The following is a 17,107-nucleotide window of genomic DNA, read 5'->3' as shown; positions in this document are numbered from 1 at the left end:
GTGCCGGCTCGTCCATAATTTTTCGGGACGCATGCCGCTCAACCAGCATGCTGCATGCGCCGCCAGCGCGCCGGCGAGGTGCCGGTTTCGCGTTTGAAGGCGCGCGCAAACGCCGCCTCCGATTCGTAGCCGACTTCCAGCGCCACCGCGGCGACCGGGGCGCGTCCGCCGCGCAACAGGCCGGCGGCAGCTTCCATGCGCCAGCGCGCCAGGTATTGCATCGGCGGCAGTCCCAGCAGGCGCAGGAAGCGCGCGCAGAAGCTTGATCTCGACAGGCCGGCGGCGCGCGCCAGGTCGTCGATGGTCCAGGGCCGGGCCGGGGCGCGGTGGATCAGCGCCAGCGCGCGTCCGACCTGGTGGTCGCGCAGGCCGGCCAGCCAGCCGGTGCTGCCGGCCGGCAGGCATTCCAGGTAGCGGCGCAGGGCGTCGATGAACATGGTTTCGCTGGCGCGTTCGAGCAGGGCGGCGGCGCCCGGCTGGCCGCGGTCGGCGCGCAGGGCCAGCTGGCCCAGTTCGGCGTGCGCGGCGGCGCTGCTGGAGGCCGGCAGATGCAGCAGGCGCGGCAGGGCGTCGAGCAGGGGATTGAAGGGATGGCGGTCGCAGGACAGGAAGCCGCAGACCAGTTCGGTGGGGCCCGGACTCGCCGCTTCGCCCCAGGAAAATTCGTACTGCGAGTGAAACACGATCGGGATCGGTTTCGGCGCGTCGCGCGTGGCCGCGACCCAGCCGGGATCGATGCGGGTCGGCTGCAGGTCGGGATCGTTCGAGAGCACGTGGCCGTCGCCATGCGGCAGGATGACGACGTCGCCCGGACGCAGGCGCACCGGAGACAAGCCGGCCACGCAGGCCCAGCCGTCGCCCTTGGCCAGCACGTGGTATTCCATCACGTGTTCGGCGTCGGGAAACAGCAAGCGGCCCAGTTCGCGCATCGGCGGCGCCTCCACCGCCCAGGCCGCGGGAAAGCTGATCTGGTAGAAGACGGCGCCGCGCAGGCGTACCGAACGCAGTACATCGGAAAGGGTGTCGGTTTCCATGATCGCCAGGACGGGCGGGCAAACCGCGCCGACGCCTGGTCAAGCAGGCCGCGCGTCCCCGCACCATACTGAAAATTCGATCTCTCGATTTCTTCGATTTCTCGATTATGTATGGGAAGGATGCCAGCATGGACAAAACAACGCAATCGGCCCCGGGTGCAGCGCCCGGACGCGGAGCGGCGCAGCCGGACTACGCCGCCATCAAGGCGCGCCAGCAGGCGGCCTGGGCCAGCGGCGACTTCGCCGTCGTCGGCGTGACCTTGCAGATCGTCGGCGAGACCTTGGCCGAGATGGCCGATATCCGCGCCGGCGAGAGCGTGCTCGACGTCGCGGCAGGCAACGGCAACGCGACGCTGGCGGCGGCGCACCGCTTCGCCCGCGTCACCTCGACCGACTATGTGCCGGCCCTGCTCGAGAAGGGCAGGGCGCGCGCCGCTGCCGAGGGCCTGAGCATCGATTTTCGCGAAGCCGACGCCGAGAACCTGCCTTTCGCGAACGGCAGCTTCGACGTGGCGATCTCGACCTATGGCGTGATGTTCGCGCCCGACCATGGCCGCAGCGCGAGCGAATTGCTGCGCGTGGTGCGCGACGGCGGCCGCATCGCGCTGTCGAGCTGGACGCCGGACAGTTTCGTCGGTCAGCTGTTCAAGGCGATCGGCAAGGCGGTGCCGCCGCCGGCCGGGGTGATGTCGCCGCTGCTGTGGGGGACGGAAGCCTATCTCGGCGAACTGTTCGGGGACGCCGCCGCCGACATCCGCACGGCCAGGCGCCACTTCAATTTCCGCTACACCTCGGCGGCGCACTGGCTGCAGGTGTTCCGCGATTTCTACGGACCCGTGAACAAGGCCTTCGGGGCGCTCGACGGCCATGGCCAGGCCTTGCTGGAACACGACATCCTCGAGCTGCTCGAGCGCTTCAATACGGCCGATGGGGCCTCGCTGGTGGTGCCGTCCGAGTACCTGGATGCGGTGATCGTCAAGCGCAGCGCTTGAGGGGAATATCAAGAAAAACCGGGCGGTGACTTGCGTCATCCGCCCGGTTGAGATTACTGCTCAGCTTTCAGCACTGATTACCAGCCGATGTCCTTCAGCAGTGGCAGCGTCAGGTCCTTCGGCGGCACCACTTGCAGGGTCAGGTCGTCGTTGATGTTCGGTTCCATCAGCAGGTTCGGGAACGCCGAAACATCCCAGTGCGACACCGACGAACCGCCAACCAGCGGGTTCGGCGTGTACAGCAGCGGACGGCCTGCCAGGTCGGCGCCGGCCTTGCGGTTCGGGTCGATGGCGAGCACCGCGGTGACGACGCCTGGCGAGCTGCGCGTGCCGTACGGCTTGGCGGCGGCGACGGCTGCGCGCAGTGCGACGCCATCGCTTTGCATGATGCCGACCGATGGAATCCTGACCGCCGGGTCCGCGCCGCCCGGGGTGAAGGTGCCGGCGACGTTGTTCACCAGGATGGCGGCGATGGCGCCGGCGTTCTGCGCGTTGATGACCTTGACGGTGAAGTTGCAACCGCCGCGGTCGATGATCGCGACCTTGCCCTTGACGGCGGCAGCGTTCGTTGCGTTGAACGGCGAGCAGCCATTGCCCAGCTCACCGGCCTGGGTGGCCACGCTTGCCAGCGCGCCCAGGGTGGCGGTGCTCGACAGGGCCGGGCCGAACGGCGACGCGCTGTACGGCGCGGTCGGCACGACGCCGGCCGGGCTCGACGACTTCACGACTGGCAGCGGGCTCAGCATGGTCTTGGCGCCGGCGACCGAGTTGGGGCCGGTCCAGGCCAGTTGCAGGGGGTTGACCGCCGACTTGGCGCGCTCGGCCGAGGTCATGTCCAGCCAGGTCTTGCCGGCCGTGTTGTCGTACATGAAGCCTTCCCAGATGCTCGGCAGGCCGCCGTTGGCGACATACAGGGTGCCTTCGGCGTTGATGCGGTAGCCCAGCGGGGTGTAGACGCTCATCACCGAGAAGCCCAGGCCGTGGCCGAGTTCGTGCAGCAGGGTGGCGGCGAAGTTGACGGCGTCGCCGGCCTTGCCGTCCAGGCCCAGGTAGAACGGGCTGCCGGCCAGGCAGTCCGATGCGCCGAGGCGGGCGTTGAACTGGGTCTTGATGTCGACGCCGGCGTAGCCGGTGCCGTCGTCCGGCATGCCTTCGCTCAGGTTCATGCCGCTGAGCTTGTTGGCCAGGGCTTGCGGATACCAGGTGCCAGGCTTACCGCCCGGGAAGTCGTGCCACAGGTTCCAGGCCGATGCGCTGCCCAGGGTTGCCGAGGTGGCGGAGCAGGTCAGGTTTTCCCAGCCGGCCGAGACGGTGATCTCGACGTCGCTCTTGAGGTTCTTTTCCCAGATGTCGGCGACATAACGATAGACGTTCATGCGCTGCTGGCCGAGGGTCGTGCCCATGTTGCCGCCGACCGGCGAGACTGGCGTCGGATCGTTGAAGCCGTAGCCGGCAGGGTCGCGGCTCTGGATCTTGATGGTGGCGGCTTCGGCAGCCAGGCAGGTCAGGGCACAGGCGGCGGCGATCAGCGAGCGCGCTGCGGTACGCGAGAATTGAGGGGTGCGCATGTTTACTCCGTTTCAACCTTGTTGGTGTGGACGTGACCTGGAACAGCCGCGGATGGGTCTGCATTGTGCGATTCGTAGATCGAAAGGCTGCCGTCTGCCTTGCGTTCTGCGCGCACCGAGCTGACGAACTCGTCGGTCAGGCGCACACCACGGGCGCCGTTCGGGTGGAACTTCTGCAGGGTTGGCTTTGGTGCCGCGCGCATCAGGCTCATCCGCTTTGCGGACTGCGCCTGCAGCGTTGCCTGTTCTTCGGCGGTAGCGTGACGCACCTTGCCGGTGACAGGGTCGCGCACGACGGTCATCGAATCGACCGATTGCAGCGGGATGCTCTGGACTTCCTGGTCTTGCGCGGCTTCCTGGGCAAACGCGGACTGGCTGCCGAGGCCCAGCAGGGCCAGGGTGATGCCGGCGGCGCACAGCAGGCGCTGGCCGGACTGGTGTTTCTGGGACATGACTATCTCCTGGTATTGGGGTGTGCGAAGCGCCGTGCGCTCCGTCTTGCGAAAACGCGTGTCTCGATCAGCTGCGCTTGCGGCGGCGCGACATGACCATGCCCATCGCGCCGGCCAGCAGGATCGCCGCGCTTGCTGGTTCAGGAATGTCGGCGATGACCAGGCTGTCCAGGCCGACGTAGTTCGACGCATCGGCAGCGCCCAGGTACTGGAACGCCAGGCGGGCCTTGCCTTCGCGGGCCTTGATCTCGAAGGTGTACTGCGTCCAGCCGTCCTGGCTGACGGTGAAGGCAGGGTTCATTGCGAAGTCGATCAGCTCGCTGCCGCCTTGGCTCAGGCCGAAGGCGATCTGGTCGCTGTAATCTTCAGAAGCGGCGCCGCGCAGCCAGAACGACACGGTGTTGCCCCAGGTGGTCATGAACTCTGGCGAGATGAGCCAGGCGTTGAGCTCGCCGCCTTCGGGAGCGCTGGCGAAGTTAGCGCCGGCAAAGCTGGCTGGCGAGCCTTCGTGGGCTTCGAACTCGGCGGTTGTGCCCTGGGTCCAGCCGTTGGTGGCGCCGCCTGGGGTGCTGGCGTTGTTGAACACCCAGCCCTTGCCGGGCAGGCTGAACACGTTCTCGAAGCCTTCTTTGATCATAATGTCGCCGGCCTGTGCGGACATGGCCATGCCCGAGATTGCCAATGCAACGAGTGCTTTCTTCATCATCTGATGCGCCTCCAAAGTTTTAGACGTTTGGGGCAGCTCCCGAAGTGCCGATGGGTGCTACCCCACAATTTCGCGGCTAGGTCCCCCTGCCGACCTCGACAGGGTATGCATTAAGCGTGCCAAGAAACTATGTCTTTGTTTTCTGAGGAGAAAACTTTTTCAGCGAAAAATTTGATGAAGAAATGTAAGAATTTTCGACAAAATTGGGACATTTTGTTGCAAATTGCACTAATATGGTGCATTTATTGCAACTTATTGTCAATACACTCAATTTATGCGAGCGATGCCAGCCAGGGCCGCAAGCCGTCGATCGCCTCTTCCTTGGACTTCGCTTCGATCTCGATCCAGGGCGCGCCGGCGTAACAGGCCGGCATCGTTTCGATCAGGTCGGCGTGCTGGCGGTCGTTGAAACCGCTGCGTCCGTTCGAGATGTGCACCAGCTGGTGCGCCGGCTCGGCCCAGGTCTGGCGCGCCTTGCGCAGCATATCGTCCACGCTCGGGTGGTCGTAGCTGGGCAGGTCTTCATGGACGATGTGGTGATGCGCATCGAACACCATCGGCACGCCGCTGCGCATGCAAATGTCGTAGATCTCCCTGGCACTGTAGGCGTACTCGTCGTTCTCCAGGCCCAGCCGGCAACGGATCGCGTCGGGCAGCGTGGCAATGCACCTGACCAGTGCATCGGCGCGGTTGGCCTTGCCGCCGTGGATCTCCAGCAGCGCCCAGGGCGAGCGCGGCTGGGCCAGCAGATCCATGATGTAGGCGTGCATCTGCAGGATCTTGATGCTGTTGGCGACCACGTCGGGCGAATCGGAACTGAGCACGACGAACTGATCCGGATGCATCACCAGGCGGATGCCGGCCTCGAAAGCGCGCTTGCCCGAGCGCGCCAGGCTCCCCGACAAGGTCTGCAGGATGGCGAGGCCTTCCGGCGTATCGGCGAAGGGGAAGATCGAAGAGGGCAGGCGGTACAGCGAGATGCCGTTCTGCTGGCAGTAGCGCATGGCCGCGTCGAAGGTCTGCAGATTGTCCCGATAAATGTCTTCCAAAATCTTCGCCTGGGCATCGGGCGACTGCGCATGCAGGCGCGTGCGCGTGACCGTGCGGTAGCGAATCTCTTTTGAATTGGTGATGCAGACCAGGCCCAGATGGGGCATGCGAACCTCGCGTAGTGAGTGAGATGTGAAGAAAAAGTATATGCCGAAGCGTTTCATGTCCGGATTCAGTTGGCTTCCGGAACTAAAGCTGTCCACGCCTTACGCAAGCCCTGTCAATCTAGCCGTTTCCCCAAGCGTGTCCAAGGCTGGGCGCCGTATAATGGGTCGTCGAACGGGACAACTTCGGGACAATAACGATGAACTCACCACAAAAGACTGAACAAGACCGCATCATGTACCGCAGCGGCGCCGCAGCCCGCCTGGCTGGCTTGCCGGTGGAAACGCTGCGTATCTGGGAGCGCCGCTACAGCCTGTCGGACGCCGAACGCTCCGAGCATGGCCAGCGCCTGTATTCGGCCGAGCAGGTAGCGCGCCTGAGCCTGCTGAAGCAGCTGGTCGACCAGGGCCATGCGATCGGCGTGCTGGCCGGGCTGGCGCGCGAACAGCTGCAGGCGATGCTGGCCGCCAACGCCGCCGATGCGCGCGTGGGCACAGGACCCGTGCCGATCATGCTGGCCGGCCCGAGTCTGGCGCGGCGCGTAGCGGCCGAGCGCCAGCCGCTCGGACTCGACGTGCGCGCCAGCTGCACCCGTCTCGACCAGGTAGGCGAGTTGGGCAATGGCAGCGGCGCCCAGGTGCTGGTGGTCGAATTGTCCGAGCTCGACGACAGCGCCATGCCGCTGCTGGCCGCCGCGCGCGAAGCGGCCGGCGTCGCCGCCACCGTCGTGCTCTACCGCTTTTGCCCCAGCGCCACGATTCGCGCCTTGCGTGCCCAGGGCTACCTGGTCGCACGCGTGCCGGCCGACCTCGGCGAACTGGCGCTGCTGTGCCGCTCGGCGCTGGCCGGACAGCGCCTGCCCGCCATCGAGGCGAGCGCCGCCGCCGTGACGCCGCCGCGCTTCAGCGAGGAGGCGCTGTCCGCCATCGCCGCCGCCGGCAACCGCCTCAGCTGCGAATGTCCGCGCCACCTGACCGACTTGCTGCTGCTGGTCGGCAGCTTCGAGCGCTACAGCGCCCAGTGCGCCAACCGCAATCCGCAGGATGCCCGGCTACATAAGCAGCTCGAACTGGCCTCGGGGCAGGCGCGGGTGGTGCTGGAAGACGCCCTGATGGCGCTGGCGGTGCAGGATGGCTTGCCGCTGCCGTCGAACCTGTCCCAGTCGGCTGGTTGACAGGGCAAAGGCCGCGCCCGGTGCTGGTGGCCGGCGGCGCTCCTTGCTATGCTAGCGGCTATCAATACTAGGAGCGCCGACATGGCATCGTTGCAGGACCAATTTCTCAAAGCCGGCCTGGTGAACAAGGGCAAGGCAAAACAAGTTCAGCAGGATAAAAGCAAGCAGCAGAAGATCGAGCGCCGCACCGGCACGCAGAGCGTCGACGAGTCGAAACTGGCCGCCGCCGAGCTGCAGCGCAAGAACGCCGAGCGCGCACGCGAGCTGAATGCCCAGCGCGACGCCGCCGCCCAGCAAAAGGCGATCATGGCGCAGATCATGGACCTGGTGCAGAAGAATCGCCAGAGCAAAGGCAATGGCGACGTCGCCTACAATTTTACTCACGGCACGAAGATCGAACGCATCCACGTCTCGAACGCGGTGCAGCAGCACCTGATGGCCGGCCGCCTCGTGATCGTGCGCCTGGGCGACAGCACCGAGCTGGTGCCGCGCGTGATCGCCGACAAGATCGCCGAGCGCGACGCCTCGCTGGTGGTGCGGGTCAGGAAGAACGAGGCCGTGGCCGAGGAAGACGATCCGTACGCGGACTTCAAGATTCCAGATGACCTGATGTGGTGAACCAGGGGCGCTCTTAAGATGCGCTTCATGTTGCCGGTTTACGCTGGCGGTTCCTGACCGCCTCCTCCGGAAACTCCATGCGCATCCTCCTCGTCGAAGACGATACCTCTCTTGGTGAAACCATCCTCGCCTGGCTGCGCCTGGACGGGCATGCGGTGGACTGGGTGCGGCGCGGCGATTCGGCCCAGACTGCTTTACTGACGCACCATTACGATTGCGTCCTGCTCGACCGCGGCCTGCCGGGCCTCTCCGGCGACGCCTTGTTGGCCGCCCTGCGCACGGCCGGGAATACCGTGCCGGTGATCCTGATCACCGCCTTCAATGCGCTGGCCGACCGGGTCGAAGGGCTGGACCTGGGCGCCGACGATTACCTGGTCAAACCCTTCGAACTCGAGGAACTGTCGGCGCGCATCCGGGCCGCGGCACGGCGCGGCGCCAGCCAGGCCAGCAACGCCCTGACCCACGCCGGCATCGCCCTCGATGCCGAGACCCGGCAAGCCAGCCTGCACGGCCGGCCGGTCGCGCTCACCAGCCGCGAATACCACGTGCTGTATGCGCTGCTGCTGCGCAAGAACGGCATCGTCACCCGCGCCCAGATCGAAGAGAGTTTATATGGCTGGGGCGAGGAGGTCGAAAGCAATGCGATCGAGGTCTACATCCACAACCTGCGCAAGAAATTCGGCAGCGACAGCATCGTCACCGTGCGCGGCCTCGGCTATCGCCTGAGGGACGATGCCTAGCGCGCCGCCCTGGTCCTTGCGCCGGCGCCTGCTGGCCGCGATCCTGGCCGCCAGCACGGTACTGTGGCTGGCCAGCCTGGGCACCGTCACCGCCATCGCCTGGCAGGAAACGACAGACGTGTTCGACGATGCGCTCGAGGAATCGGCATACATGCTGATGGGCGCCACCACCGATCTCGACGCGCGCGGCTTGCTGGCGCCCTTGCCGGCGCCGGGACGCGACGCGCGCAAGGTCGACATGCAATACCAGGTGGTGGCCAACGGCCGGGTACTGCAGCGCAGCGCCGGCGCGCCGGCGGCGCCCTTCGTTGCCGCTTTCGACGACGACCATGGTTTCATCGACCTCGCCATGGACGGAGATCGCTGGCGCGTCTTCGTGGTGCGCGACGAGGCGCGCCGCTTCGAGGTGCAGGTCGGCCAGCAGGCCGACAAACGCCTCGACATCCTGGAAGAGCTGGGCGAGGCCCTGTGGCTGCCGGTGCTGGGTTTTCTTGTGCTGCTGGCCCTGGTGTGCTGGTGGCTGACCGGGCGCGTGCTGCAGCCATTGCGCCGCACCGCCGCCGCGATCGGCGCCAAGACCCCGGACGACCTGGCGCAGGTAGAGACGAACGGGCAGCCGCGCGAACTGCTGCCGATGACCAGGGCCTTGAACGAGGTGCTCGCGCGCCTGGACGCGGCGCTGCAGGCCGAGCGCCGCTTCACCGCCGACGCCGCCCACGAATTGCGCACCCCGCTGGCTGGCCTGCACATGCACGTGCAGCTGCTGCAGCGCCAGCATCCCGAGCTGGCTGCGCCCTTCCGGAAGCTGCGTCAGGACATCGCCCGCCTGACGGCACTGGTCGACAGCCTCCTGACGCTGGCCCGCCTCGATCCGCTGGCGCGCGCCCAGCTGGAACGGCAAACGGTGGCGCTGGCGCCGCTCTTCGCACAGCTGCAGGCCGAGCATGCCGGGGACGCGGCCCGGCGCGGCATCGCCCTGTCGCTGCGCTGCGGGATCGCATCGGTGCAGGCGGATCCGCAGATGCTCGCCATCGTGCTGCGCAACCTTGTGAACAATGCGCTGCGCTATTGCCCGGCCGGCAGCCGGGTCGAGATCGAGGCCCGCCGTCACGCGGGGCGCGACCGGATCGCGGTGCGCGACGACGGTCCGGGCGTCGACGACGCCAGCCGGCAGCGCCTGACCGAACGTTTTTTCCGCGTGCTGGGGCAGGAAGAGGGCGGCAGCGGACTCGGCCTGTCGATCGTGAAGCGTATCGCGGATCTGCACGGCATCGCGCTTGCCTTCGGCCCCGGCCTGGAGGGGCGCGGACTCGGCGTCACGCTCGATTGGCCTTCTTAAGATCGGGTTAATGTCGCGCCGGTTTAATGAGGTATCCACTCACCAGACAAAGGAACGACCATGAACCGTATTGCCAAACTGTCCGCCATCACGACCCTGCTGGCCGCCTCGGCCTTCGCCATCGCCCAGCCGACCGGCTACACGGGCCCCTCGAACAAGCCCGCCGCCGCGGCCGGCTACACCGGGCCGACCAGCGTGCCCCTGATGAAGGCGAAGGACTTGCTCGACAAGGGCAAGGACGACCAGTACGCGCGCCTGCAGGGCAAGCTGCTCAGCCACAAAGGTGGGGAAGAGTATGAATTCGCCGACGCCAGCGGCAAGATCACGGTCGAAATCGACGCCAAGCATTTCCCGGCCGGCGTGAGCATCGACCAGAACACGGTGGTCGAGCTGACCGGCGAATTCGACAAGGAAACCTTTGGCGAATCGAGCTTCGACGTCAAGCAGCTGAAGGTCGTCGGCAAATAAACAAACAAAACGCCACCGCGGGGTGGCGTCGTGTCGCGTTCCTTGCAACGCACTCAGTGATGGAGCGATGCCCCGGTCGTTGCCTGGCCGGGCTGGCCGGGCCGGTAGGCGCGTTCGCCCGCCGCGGTATCGTGATAATCCTGGAAGCGCGCCACTTTACCGTCGCGTATCGTGAACACGTGCACCCAGGGACTGTCGTAGGTGCGTCCGGTTTGCCGGACCATCCAGGTTGCCTCGCCGGTGACGACGACCTTGTCGCCTTCGGCAATGATGTCCTTCGGTTCGAAACGCAGCGCCTGCGCGGCATTGTCCAGGTCCTTGAAGAACTGGGCAATCGCGGCCTTGCCCTTGTGCAGGCCGGAGAAGGGAACGTTCTCTACCTCGGGTTCGATCCAGAGCGCATCGTCCTGGTAGCGCTCCAGAAGCTGCGGAATGTCGCCGCTCTGGAACATCTGGTAGCCTTCCATGACCAGCCGCTTGTTTTCTTGTGCGTCCATGTCAGCCTCCTGGCAAAGCAGTTGATAAAAAATGGTCCATCCTTCCAGCGTAATGCGCGGCGCAGGGATTTCAAGCTCGACAGGCGGCCCAATCACTCAAAGGGACCCATCATGGCGAACGCGTTCAAGGCAGGCGACAAGGTGCAGTGGCATTCTTCCCAGGGTATGGTCACCGGCACGGTCAAGAAGAAGCTGACGGAGCCGACCGACATCAAGGGCCACCACGTGGCGGCGTCGAAGGAGAATCCGGAATATCTCGTCGTCAGCGACAAGACCGGCGCCGAAGCGGCGCATAAGCCGGACGCGCTCAGCAAGGCTTAGCAAAAACGTTACGCCGAGGAGGCATTTCCGGGTCTGGCTGAGTATCCGGTGGTAAGCTATTCATGTTGTCACTTCTCACCTGAAGGAATGCCATGAAACCGCTGTTCTCCTCCGACGACGAAGCGAAGGCCGCGGCGCCTGCCGCGCCTGTCGCCACGCCCGCGCCTGCTTTCCCACCCCTGGTGGACCCGGCCCGTTCGCCGGACATGCTGCCGGCATCGCTGTCGGATGCGAGCCCGGCGCCGGTCGTGCGCGTCGATATCTCCGGCATCGACGACAAGGCCATCGAGTCCCTGGGCGGCTCCACCGGCGCCGGCGTCGCCAAGGTGTCGGCCAAGCTGCTGGGCACGGTGCGCGCGTCGGATGCGGACGTGTTCGGCGCCCAGCTGAACGAGTTGATTGCCGCCTCCAAGGGCCTGGACCCGGCCAAGCTGCGCTCGGGCGGCCTGCTGTCGCGCGTGACGAACATGTTCGGCTCGGTCAAGGAAAAGATGCTGTCGCAATACCAGGTGGTCGAGTCGCGCATGGACACGCTGGTGTCGGAGATGACGCGCCATGCCAACGTGCACCGCAACCGCATCCAGGATTTCGACGAGATGTACAAGGGCCTGGAGATGTACTACCAGGGCCTGGACGCCGACGTCAAAAAGGGCGAAGCCTGGGCCGAGCGGCTGCGCCAGGCGGTCGCGCAGCAGGCCGCGCCGGCCAATGCCTTCGAAGCGCAGCAGGCGACCGAACTCAAGCGCCGTCTGGAGCGGCTCGAAAAGCGCATCGACGATTTGAAGCGCGCCATGCTGATGGCCACGCAGATGGTGCCGCAGATCCGCCTGTCGCAGGACAATGCGCGCGCGCTGACGGACACGTTTACGGACATCGTCAACGTCTCGATCCCGGCCTGGCGCAACGTGTTCTCGCTCTACCTGCTGCAGCTGGAAGCCAAGCAGAGCGCGGCCGTGGCGAATGCCGCCTACGACGCCACCGACGCCGCCTTCCGCGCCCAGGCCGACATGCTGCTGGAAAATACCGAGACGGTGGCGCGCGCCAAGCAGCGTTCCCTGGTCAGCCTGGAAACCGCCCAGCACGTGCAGACGCAGCTGGTGACGGCCTTCGACAAGCTCGAGCAGATCTCGCGCGAAGGCCAGCAGCGCCGCAAGGACGAGCTGCCGAAACTGCAGCAGCTGGAGCACGAGCTGATCGCGCGTTTCTCCTCGGCCGCGCCAGCAGCCTAAAATATCATTTTCACTATCAAGGAAAGCCAAGCCATGTCGACGACGCTGCAAACCGGCCACCGCATCAACCTCGAAAAGTCTGCCCCGGGCTTGAAGCGTGTCCGGATCGGCCTCGGCTGGAAGGTCAACGCGGCCGAGGGCCAGGCCTTCGACCTCGACTCGTCGGTCTTCCTGTGCAGGAAGGACGCGAACGACGATCCGGTCATGATCAGCAACGCCCACTTCGTCTATTACAACCACACGACTTCGCCGGATGGCGCCGTCATTCACTCCGGCGACAACCGCACGGGTGACAAGGATGGCGACGACGAAGTCATCACCGTCGACCTGGCCAGGGTCGAGGCGGAAGTCATGGAGATGCCAATCGTGGTGACCATCCACGAAGCCGAGGCGCGCAAGCAGACCTTCGGGCGCGTCACCGACGCCTACGTCAAGGTGTACAACGACGACACCGGCGAAGTGATCGCCGAATACGACCTGGACGCGGACTACTCGGACAAGACCGCACTGCAGTTCGGCTCGCTGTACCGCCGTGACGGCGAATGGCGCTTCCAGGCCGTCGGCGCCGGCTTCAAGCTGAACCTGGCGACCTTCATCCGCAAGCTCGGCGGCACTGTCTGAGGAATGCCGCGCTTCAGTTCCTGATGCCGCCTGACCGATGACACCCAAGGCATTCGATTTCGGCGCGGAGCCGGAGCCTGCTCCTGATTTGGCTCCTCCTTCGGCTGCGCCGCGCGCCTTCGACTTCGGCGACACCGACGCGCCGGCCACCCCCGCCGGTCCGCCCAAGGCGCTGTCCTTCGACGACCTGCCGCCGGCGCCGGCATCTTCGCCGCTCACCGCGAAAGCCCCGGCCCGGGCGCTGTTCGAGAGCGAAGACCATCCGGCGGTGCGCGACGCCCTGGCGCTCGTACACGCCGAGCATCCGCAGGTGTTCGCGCAAGAGCAGGGGCGCTTGGCCGCCCTGTTCAGGCGCATCCTGCCGGTCAGGCTGGCGCTGGTGACGCAGTGGGCGGAAGCGCCTTTGATGGAGCAGGCCGCGCTGCTGCAGCCGATCACCGAGCTGGTCCTGCAATTTTCGGAGATGGGCGTGCCCGCGCTGCTGAAGACCGCGCTGGAAAGCACCCGGGCGCCGGCCGGCATCTTCGACAAGCTGTTCCGCCGCCCGATGCCGCCTGCCGAATACAAACCGGCACTGCTGGCCAGCCGGGCGCAGCTGCTGCAGCTGATGGCGGACAGCGAGACAGCTGTGCGCCACCTGGAAGCGTCGGCCAGGGACCTGAATCTGCACGGGCTGGTGCTGGCCGTCGTGTCGACGCTGGCCGCCGGCGCGTCGGACGTCACCCGCGATGCGCTGCTGCAGCGCCGCACCCTGATCGGGCAGGCGGTGCGCCAGGCCGAGCTGTCGATGCTGCAAATGGAGCAGGTGCGCCAGCAGGCGGCCGACCTGATCGGCCAGGTGTCGTCTTTCCTGACGGTGACCTTGCCGGCGCTCGAGATGGCGCAGGCGCAAGAAGGGAAGTAGAAAGGGTAGAAACAAAAACGCCACCCGAAGGTGGCGTTCTTTAAATTCTTGGTGGCCCGGGGCGGAATCGAACCACCGACACAAGGATTTTCAATCCTCTGCTCTACCAACTGAGCTACCAGGCCAAGAGAGGCATGATTATAGCTACCCGATTCCAGCTCCGCAAGTCCTCGTTGCAACTTTCTTCGGTCAAGGCGGCCGGCGCACCTGAAGTGCGCAGGGAACATCCCGCTATAATGCCTGGCATGACGACCCCAACTTCTTCCTCCGCATCCACCCGCAGCGACGTCTGCATCGTCGGCAATGGCGCCATCGCCAAGACGGCGGCCCTCGGTCTTGCCCAGGCCGGGCACAGCGTCACGCTGCTGGTGCCGAACAGCACCGCACCGGGCGAGAACAGTGCCGTGACAAGCGGCGAGCGCCCCTGGGACGTGCGCGTCTACGCGCTGAACCACACGGCGCGCGACCTGCTGTCGTCCCTGAAAGTCTGGGATGCGCTCGAGCCGGGCCGGGTGGCGCCAGTCGATGCGATGGCGGTCAACGGCGACGGCAAGAACAGCGGCAGCCTCGGCTTCGATGCCTTCGGCGCCCATACCGGCGCGCTGGCCTGGATCGTCGAGGACAGCAACCTGAACGGGGCGCTGGATGCGGCGCTGAAGTTCGCGCACAAGGTCGAAATCCTCAAAGGCTGCGGCACGCGCCTGACTTGCGGTCCGGATGGCGCGGCCGTGCAGCTGGAAGACGGGCGCCGCATCGATGCCCAGCTCGTGCTGGGCGCGGACGGACGCGATTCCTGGGTGCGCGGGCAGTGCGACATCGGCATCGACTACCGCTCCTACCACCAGAAGGCGATCGTCACCAATTTTTCCTGCGAAAAGCCGCACCACGGCGTAGCCCACCAGTGGTTCACCTGCGCCGACGGCATCATCGCGTTGCTGCCGCTGCCGGGAAACCGCGTTTCCCTCGTGTGGTCGGCGCCGGAAACCCTGGCCGCCACCCTGGCGGAAGAATCGATGAGCGAGCTGGCCGTGCGCCTGTGCGAATATGCGGATGCGCCGCTGGGCGCCCTGAAGCCGCTGCAGCCGGAGTCGTTCAAGTCGGTGCCGCTGGCGCTGGTGCGGCCGCATGCCTTGACGGCACCGCACGTGGCCCTGATCGGCGACGCCGCGCACGCCGTCCACCCGCTGGCCGGGCACGGCATGAACCTGGGCTTCGGCGACATCGTCGACCTGCTGCGCGTGGTGCGCGAGCGCGAGGAACACCGCGGCATCGGCGACGAGCGCGTGCTGGCGCGTTATGCACGCGCACGCAAGGAAGATGTTCTTTTAATGCAACTGGCGACCGACGGCCTCGAGCGTTTGTTCGGCGCCAACCTCGAACCCTTGCGCGTTGCACGCAATTTGGGATTAAACTTGCTCGATAAGTTGCCCTTCATCAAGCGTCGCCTGATGGCGCACGCCATCGGACAGTCGTAAAACCTTGAGGAACAAGATAGTGATGTTGAAAACCAAGCTGGCCGTGCTGGCGATGACGGGCCTGGTGGCCTCGTGCGTGGGTGCCGAGAATACGACGGAAGCGAGCATCCGCAAGAACATCGAGCCGCGCCTGGGCGGAGCGAAAATCGATTCGATCACGGCGACGCCCTACAGCGGCCTGTACGAACTGCGCATCGGGACCGACATCCTGTACGCCGACAAGAAGGGCGAGTTCCTGTTCATCGGCCAGGTCTACGACGCCAAGACCTCGAAAAACCTGACCAAGACGCGCATCGACGATCTCACCAAGATCAAGTTCTCCGACCTGCCGTTTAACATGGCGCTGAAGCAGGTGAAGGGCGACGGCAAGCGCACCATCGCCGTGTTCGAAGATCCGAACTGCGGCTATTGCAAGCGCCTGCGCCAGACCACGCTGAAGGACCTGGACAACGTCACCATCTACACCTTCATGTACAACATCCTGTCCGAGGATTCGTTCGTGAAGTCGAAGAACATCTGGTGCGCGCCGGACCGCGTGAAGGCCTGGGATGACTGGATGATCAACGGCAAGCTGCCACCGGCGGCGCCCGAGAAATGCGAGACCCCGAACGACAAGATCGTCGAACTGGGCCACAAGCTGAAAATCCAGGGCACGCCGGCGATCTTCTTCACCGACGGCACCCGCATTCCGGGCGCGGTCGACCTGGCGGGGCTGGAAGAGAAACTCAAGTCGATCAAATAAGCATGTTGCAGCTGAACGTCAACGGCCGCGACACCGAGATCGATGCCGATCCCGCCACGCCCATCCTGTGGGCACTGCGCGACAACCTGAACCTGACCGGCACCAAGTTCGGCTGCGGCGCCGCCCTGTGCGGCGCCTGCACCGTGCACCTGGACGGCGCGCCGGTGCGTTCCTGCGTGACGCCGGTGTCGAGCGCCGTCGGCCACAAGCTCACGACTATCGAGGCGGTCGGCCAGGATCCGGTCGGCAAGGCGATCCAGGCCGCCTGGATCCGCCACGACGTGCCGCAGTGCGGCTACTGCCAGAGCGGCCAGGTGATGAGCGCCGCCGCGCTGCTGCGCACCAACAAGACGCCGAGCGACGCCGACATCGACAGCGCGATGAGCGGCAACATCTGCCGCTGCGGCACCTACCAGCGCATCCGCGCCGCGATCAAGGATGCGGCCGGCACGCTCGCGTAAGCGCTTGTGAATCCGGTCGGCATCCTGCTTGCGGCCGGGCGCGGGCGCCGTTTCGATCCCGAAGGGGTGCGCAACAAGCTGCTGCAGCCGCTTCCCGGCGGCGACGCCGTCGTCGTCGCCAGCGCCCGTCATCTCCTTTCCGTTTTATCTCGTGTGATCGCCGTCGTGCCGCCGCAGGATGGCGGCGTGGCCGACGCCTTGCGCGCGCTCGGCTGCGAGCTCACGACCTGCGACGACGCCGACAGCGGCATGGCGGCCTCGCTCGTGCACGCGATTGCGCACTCGCTGCCCCAGGCCGACGCCTGGCTGGTGGCGCTGGGCGACATGCCGTATGTGACGCCAGGCACCCTGCATGCACTGCTGGCTGCGCTGGAGGAGGGGGCGGGCATTGCCGCGCCCGTGTTCGAAGGGCGGCGCGGCAATCCGGTCGCTTTCGGCGCGCAGCACTTGCCGGCGCTGCTGGCCTTAAAGGGCGAGCACGGCGCCCGCGCGCTGCTGAAAATGGAGAGCGTGACCGAGGTCGCGGTGCTTGACCCCGGCGTCCTGCGCGACATCGATACACCAGGCGATCTGTAACGCGGCTGCGTCGCGGGTTTTGCCGAATCCGTTAC

General features: G+C 65.9%; 20 protein-coding genes and 1 tRNA gene. 14 read left to right on the top strand and 7 right to left on the bottom strand.

Annotated elements, in window-relative coordinates; all coding sequences use genetic code 11:
- Positions 1 to 38: 38 nt before the first annotated feature.
- On the bottom strand, positions 39 to 1,034 hold the full coding sequence (locus tag ACFPQ5_RS23725) for an AraC family transcriptional regulator (protein ID WP_379761480.1): 996 nt from the start codon (positions 1,032 to 1,034) through the stop codon (positions 39 to 41).
- 128 nt (positions 1,035 to 1,162) lie between these two features.
- On the opposite strand from ACFPQ5_RS23725, the gene ACFPQ5_RS23720 reads away from it, so the two are divergent.
- Complete coding sequence (locus tag ACFPQ5_RS23720; protein WP_379761478.1) at positions 1,163 to 2,026, top strand: class I SAM-dependent methyltransferase; 864 nt, start codon at positions 1,163 to 1,165, stop codon at positions 2,024 to 2,026.
- 77 nt (positions 2,027 to 2,103) lie between these two features.
- Here the strand turns inward: ACFPQ5_RS23720 and ACFPQ5_RS23715 are convergent, their stop codons facing one another.
- The 4 genes from ACFPQ5_RS23715 to uvsE form a co-directional block, all read right to left on the bottom strand.
- A complete protein-coding gene (locus tag ACFPQ5_RS23715) occupies positions 2,104 to 3,594 on the bottom strand; it encodes a PA domain-containing protein (protein WP_379761476.1) in 1,491 nt (496 codons plus the stop codon).
- Positions 3,595 to 3,596: 2 nt separating this feature from the next.
- A complete protein-coding gene (locus ACFPQ5_RS23710; RefSeq protein WP_379761474.1) occupies positions 3,597 to 4,046 on the bottom strand; it encodes a post-PEP-CTERM-1 domain-containing protein in 450 nt (149 codons plus the stop codon).
- 67 nt (positions 4,047 to 4,113) lie between these two features.
- Positions 4,114 to 4,752 carry a choice-of-anchor J domain-containing protein gene (locus tag ACFPQ5_RS23705; protein WP_379761472.1) on the bottom strand — a complete coding sequence of 213 codons (639 nt, stop codon included), beginning with the start codon at positions 4,750 to 4,752 and terminating at the stop codon, positions 4,114 to 4,116.
- 272 nt (positions 4,753 to 5,024) lie between these two features.
- Positions 5,025 to 5,909, bottom strand: a complete 885-nt coding sequence (uvsE, locus tag ACFPQ5_RS23700) for a UV DNA damage repair endonuclease UvsE (protein ID WP_379761470.1) — start codon at positions 5,907 to 5,909, stop codon at positions 5,025 to 5,027.
- 197 nt (positions 5,910 to 6,106) lie between these two features.
- Here uvsE and ACFPQ5_RS23695 point away from each other — a divergent pair, with 197 nt between their 5' ends.
- The 5 genes from ACFPQ5_RS23695 (at position 6,107) to ACFPQ5_RS23675 (ending at position 10,246) form a co-directional block, all read left to right on the top strand.
- A complete protein-coding gene (locus tag ACFPQ5_RS23695) occupies positions 6,107 to 7,081 on the top strand; it encodes a MerR family transcriptional regulator (RefSeq protein ID WP_379761468.1) in 975 nt (324 codons plus the stop codon).
- A gap of 81 nt (positions 7,082 to 7,162) precedes the next feature.
- Complete coding sequence (locus ACFPQ5_RS23690; protein WP_379761466.1) at positions 7,163 to 7,699, top strand: DUF2058 domain-containing protein; 537 nt, start codon at positions 7,163 to 7,165, stop codon at positions 7,697 to 7,699.
- Positions 7,700 to 7,776: 77 nt separating this feature from the next.
- A complete protein-coding gene (locus ACFPQ5_RS23685; RefSeq protein ID WP_379761464.1) occupies positions 7,777 to 8,439 on the top strand; it encodes a response regulator in 663 nt (220 codons plus the stop codon).
- Positions 8,432 to 9,778, top strand: coding sequence for an ATP-binding protein (locus tag ACFPQ5_RS23680; protein WP_379761462.1), 1,347 nt, complete (start codon positions 8,432 to 8,434; stop codon positions 9,776 to 9,778). The genes ACFPQ5_RS23685 and ACFPQ5_RS23680 overlap by 8 nt, the downstream gene beginning before the upstream one ends.
- A 60-nt stretch (positions 9,779 to 9,838) precedes the next feature.
- Positions 9,839 to 10,246, top strand: a complete 408-nt coding sequence (locus tag ACFPQ5_RS23675; protein WP_379761460.1) for a YgiW/YdeI family stress tolerance OB fold protein — start codon at positions 9,839 to 9,841, stop codon at positions 10,244 to 10,246.
- A gap of 53 nt (positions 10,247 to 10,299) precedes the next feature.
- Here the strand turns inward: ACFPQ5_RS23675 and ACFPQ5_RS23670 are convergent, their stop codons facing one another.
- Complete coding sequence (locus tag ACFPQ5_RS23670; protein WP_379761458.1) at positions 10,300 to 10,743, bottom strand: nuclear transport factor 2 family protein; 444 nt, start codon at positions 10,741 to 10,743, stop codon at positions 10,300 to 10,302.
- Between the two features lie 111 nt (positions 10,744 to 10,854).
- On the opposite strand from ACFPQ5_RS23670, the gene ACFPQ5_RS23665 reads away from it, so the two are divergent.
- From ACFPQ5_RS23665 to ACFPQ5_RS23650, 4 genes are all read left to right on the top strand, one after another.
- Positions 10,855 to 11,064, top strand: coding sequence for a hypervirulence associated TUDOR domain-containing protein (locus ACFPQ5_RS23665; RefSeq protein ID WP_379761456.1), 210 nt, complete (start codon positions 10,855 to 10,857; stop codon positions 11,062 to 11,064).
- A gap of 92 nt (positions 11,065 to 11,156) precedes the next feature.
- On the top strand, positions 11,157 to 12,293 hold the full coding sequence (locus tag ACFPQ5_RS23660; protein ID WP_379761454.1) for a toxic anion resistance protein: 1,137 nt from the start codon (positions 11,157 to 11,159) through the stop codon (positions 12,291 to 12,293).
- A 33-nt stretch (positions 12,294 to 12,326) separates the two neighbouring features.
- Positions 12,327 to 12,914: a TerD family protein gene (locus ACFPQ5_RS23655; RefSeq protein ID WP_379761452.1), complete on the top strand. Its 588-nt coding sequence runs from the start codon at positions 12,327 to 12,329 to the stop codon at positions 12,912 to 12,914.
- Between the two features lie 37 nt (positions 12,915 to 12,951).
- A complete protein-coding gene (locus ACFPQ5_RS23650) occupies positions 12,952 to 13,818 on the top strand; it encodes a hypothetical protein (protein ID WP_379761450.1) in 867 nt (288 codons plus the stop codon).
- Positions 13,819 to 13,867: 49 nt separating this feature from the next.
- On the opposite strand, the gene ACFPQ5_RS23645 is transcribed toward ACFPQ5_RS23650, so the two are convergent.
- Positions 13,868 to 13,943: transfer RNA gene (locus ACFPQ5_RS23645), tRNA-Phe, on the bottom strand.
- A gap of 120 nt (positions 13,944 to 14,063) precedes the next feature.
- Here ACFPQ5_RS23645 and ACFPQ5_RS23640 point away from each other — a divergent pair.
- Genes ACFPQ5_RS23640 through ACFPQ5_RS23625 form a run of 4 tightly spaced genes read left to right on the top strand, consistent with a single transcriptional unit; the run spans position 14,064 to position 17,072 of the window.
- The gene (locus ACFPQ5_RS23640; RefSeq protein ID WP_379761448.1) at positions 14,064 to 15,293 is read left to right on the top strand and encodes an FAD-dependent monooxygenase; all 1,230 of its coding nucleotides are present in this window, start codon (positions 14,064 to 14,066) and stop codon (positions 15,291 to 15,293) included.
- Positions 15,294 to 15,315: 22 nt separating this feature from the next.
- Positions 15,316 to 16,035, top strand: a complete 720-nt coding sequence (locus ACFPQ5_RS23635) for a DsbC family protein (protein WP_379761446.1) — start codon at positions 15,316 to 15,318, stop codon at positions 16,033 to 16,035.
- A 2-nt stretch (positions 16,036 to 16,037) separates the two neighbouring features.
- Complete coding sequence (locus tag ACFPQ5_RS23630) at positions 16,038 to 16,496, top strand: (2Fe-2S)-binding protein (protein ID WP_379761444.1); 459 nt, start codon at positions 16,038 to 16,040, stop codon at positions 16,494 to 16,496.
- Between the two features lie 6 nt (positions 16,497 to 16,502).
- Positions 16,503 to 17,072, top strand: coding sequence for a nucleotidyltransferase family protein (locus tag ACFPQ5_RS23625; protein WP_379761442.1), 570 nt, complete (start codon positions 16,503 to 16,505; stop codon positions 17,070 to 17,072).
- Positions 17,073 to 17,107 lie beyond the last annotated feature (35 nt).

Origin of the sequence: Massilia suwonensis, assembly GCF_042655665.1 — a bacterium.
Lineage (GTDB): Bacteria > Pseudomonadota > Gammaproteobacteria > Burkholderiales > Burkholderiaceae_D > Telluria > Telluria suwonensis.
Note: the sequence above shows the minus strand (reverse complement) of the source record. Positions and strands in the feature narration are given on the sequence as shown.

Coding starts and splice junctions, on each gene's coding strand:
- ACFPQ5_RS23725 (WP_379761480.1), bottom strand. CDS start 1,034: ATGGAAACCGACACCCTTTCCGATGTACTGCGTTCGGTACGCCTGCGC.
- ACFPQ5_RS23720 (WP_379761478.1), top strand. CDS start 1,163: ATGGACAAAACAACGCAATCGGCCCCGGGTGCAGCGCCCGGACGCGGA.
- ACFPQ5_RS23715 (WP_379761476.1), bottom strand. CDS start 3,594: ATGCGCACCCCTCAATTCTCGCGTACCGCAGCGCGCTCGCTGATCGCC.
- ACFPQ5_RS23710 (WP_379761474.1), bottom strand. CDS start 4,046: ATGTCCCAGAAACACCAGTCCGGCCAGCGCCTGCTGTGCGCCGCCGGC.
- ACFPQ5_RS23705 (WP_379761472.1), bottom strand. CDS start 4,752: ATGATGAAGAAAGCACTCGTTGCATTGGCAATCTCGGGCATGGCCATG.
- uvsE (WP_379761470.1), bottom strand. CDS start 5,909: ATGCCCCATCTGGGCCTGGTCTGCATCACCAATTCAAAAGAGATTCGC.
- ACFPQ5_RS23695 (WP_379761468.1), top strand. CDS start 6,107: ATGAACTCACCACAAAAGACTGAACAAGACCGCATCATGTACCGCAGC.
- ACFPQ5_RS23690 (WP_379761466.1), top strand. CDS start 7,163: ATGGCATCGTTGCAGGACCAATTTCTCAAAGCCGGCCTGGTGAACAAG.
- ACFPQ5_RS23685 (WP_379761464.1), top strand. CDS start 7,777: ATGCGCATCCTCCTCGTCGAAGACGATACCTCTCTTGGTGAAACCATC.
- ACFPQ5_RS23680 (WP_379761462.1), top strand. CDS start 8,432: ATGCCTAGCGCGCCGCCCTGGTCCTTGCGCCGGCGCCTGCTGGCCGCG.
- ACFPQ5_RS23675 (WP_379761460.1), top strand. CDS start 9,839: ATGAACCGTATTGCCAAACTGTCCGCCATCACGACCCTGCTGGCCGCC.
- ACFPQ5_RS23670 (WP_379761458.1), bottom strand. CDS start 10,743: ATGGACGCACAAGAAAACAAGCGGCTGGTCATGGAAGGCTACCAGATG.
- ACFPQ5_RS23665 (WP_379761456.1), top strand. CDS start 10,855: ATGGCGAACGCGTTCAAGGCAGGCGACAAGGTGCAGTGGCATTCTTCC.
- ACFPQ5_RS23660 (WP_379761454.1), top strand. CDS start 11,157: ATGAAACCGCTGTTCTCCTCCGACGACGAAGCGAAGGCCGCGGCGCCT.
- ACFPQ5_RS23655 (WP_379761452.1), top strand. CDS start 12,327: ATGTCGACGACGCTGCAAACCGGCCACCGCATCAACCTCGAAAAGTCT.
- ACFPQ5_RS23650 (WP_379761450.1), top strand. CDS start 12,952: ATGACACCCAAGGCATTCGATTTCGGCGCGGAGCCGGAGCCTGCTCCT.
- ACFPQ5_RS23640 (WP_379761448.1), top strand. CDS start 14,064: ATGACGACCCCAACTTCTTCCTCCGCATCCACCCGCAGCGACGTCTGC.
- ACFPQ5_RS23635 (WP_379761446.1), top strand. CDS start 15,316: ATGTTGAAAACCAAGCTGGCCGTGCTGGCGATGACGGGCCTGGTGGCC.
- ACFPQ5_RS23630 (WP_379761444.1), top strand. CDS start 16,038: ATGTTGCAGCTGAACGTCAACGGCCGCGACACCGAGATCGATGCCGAT.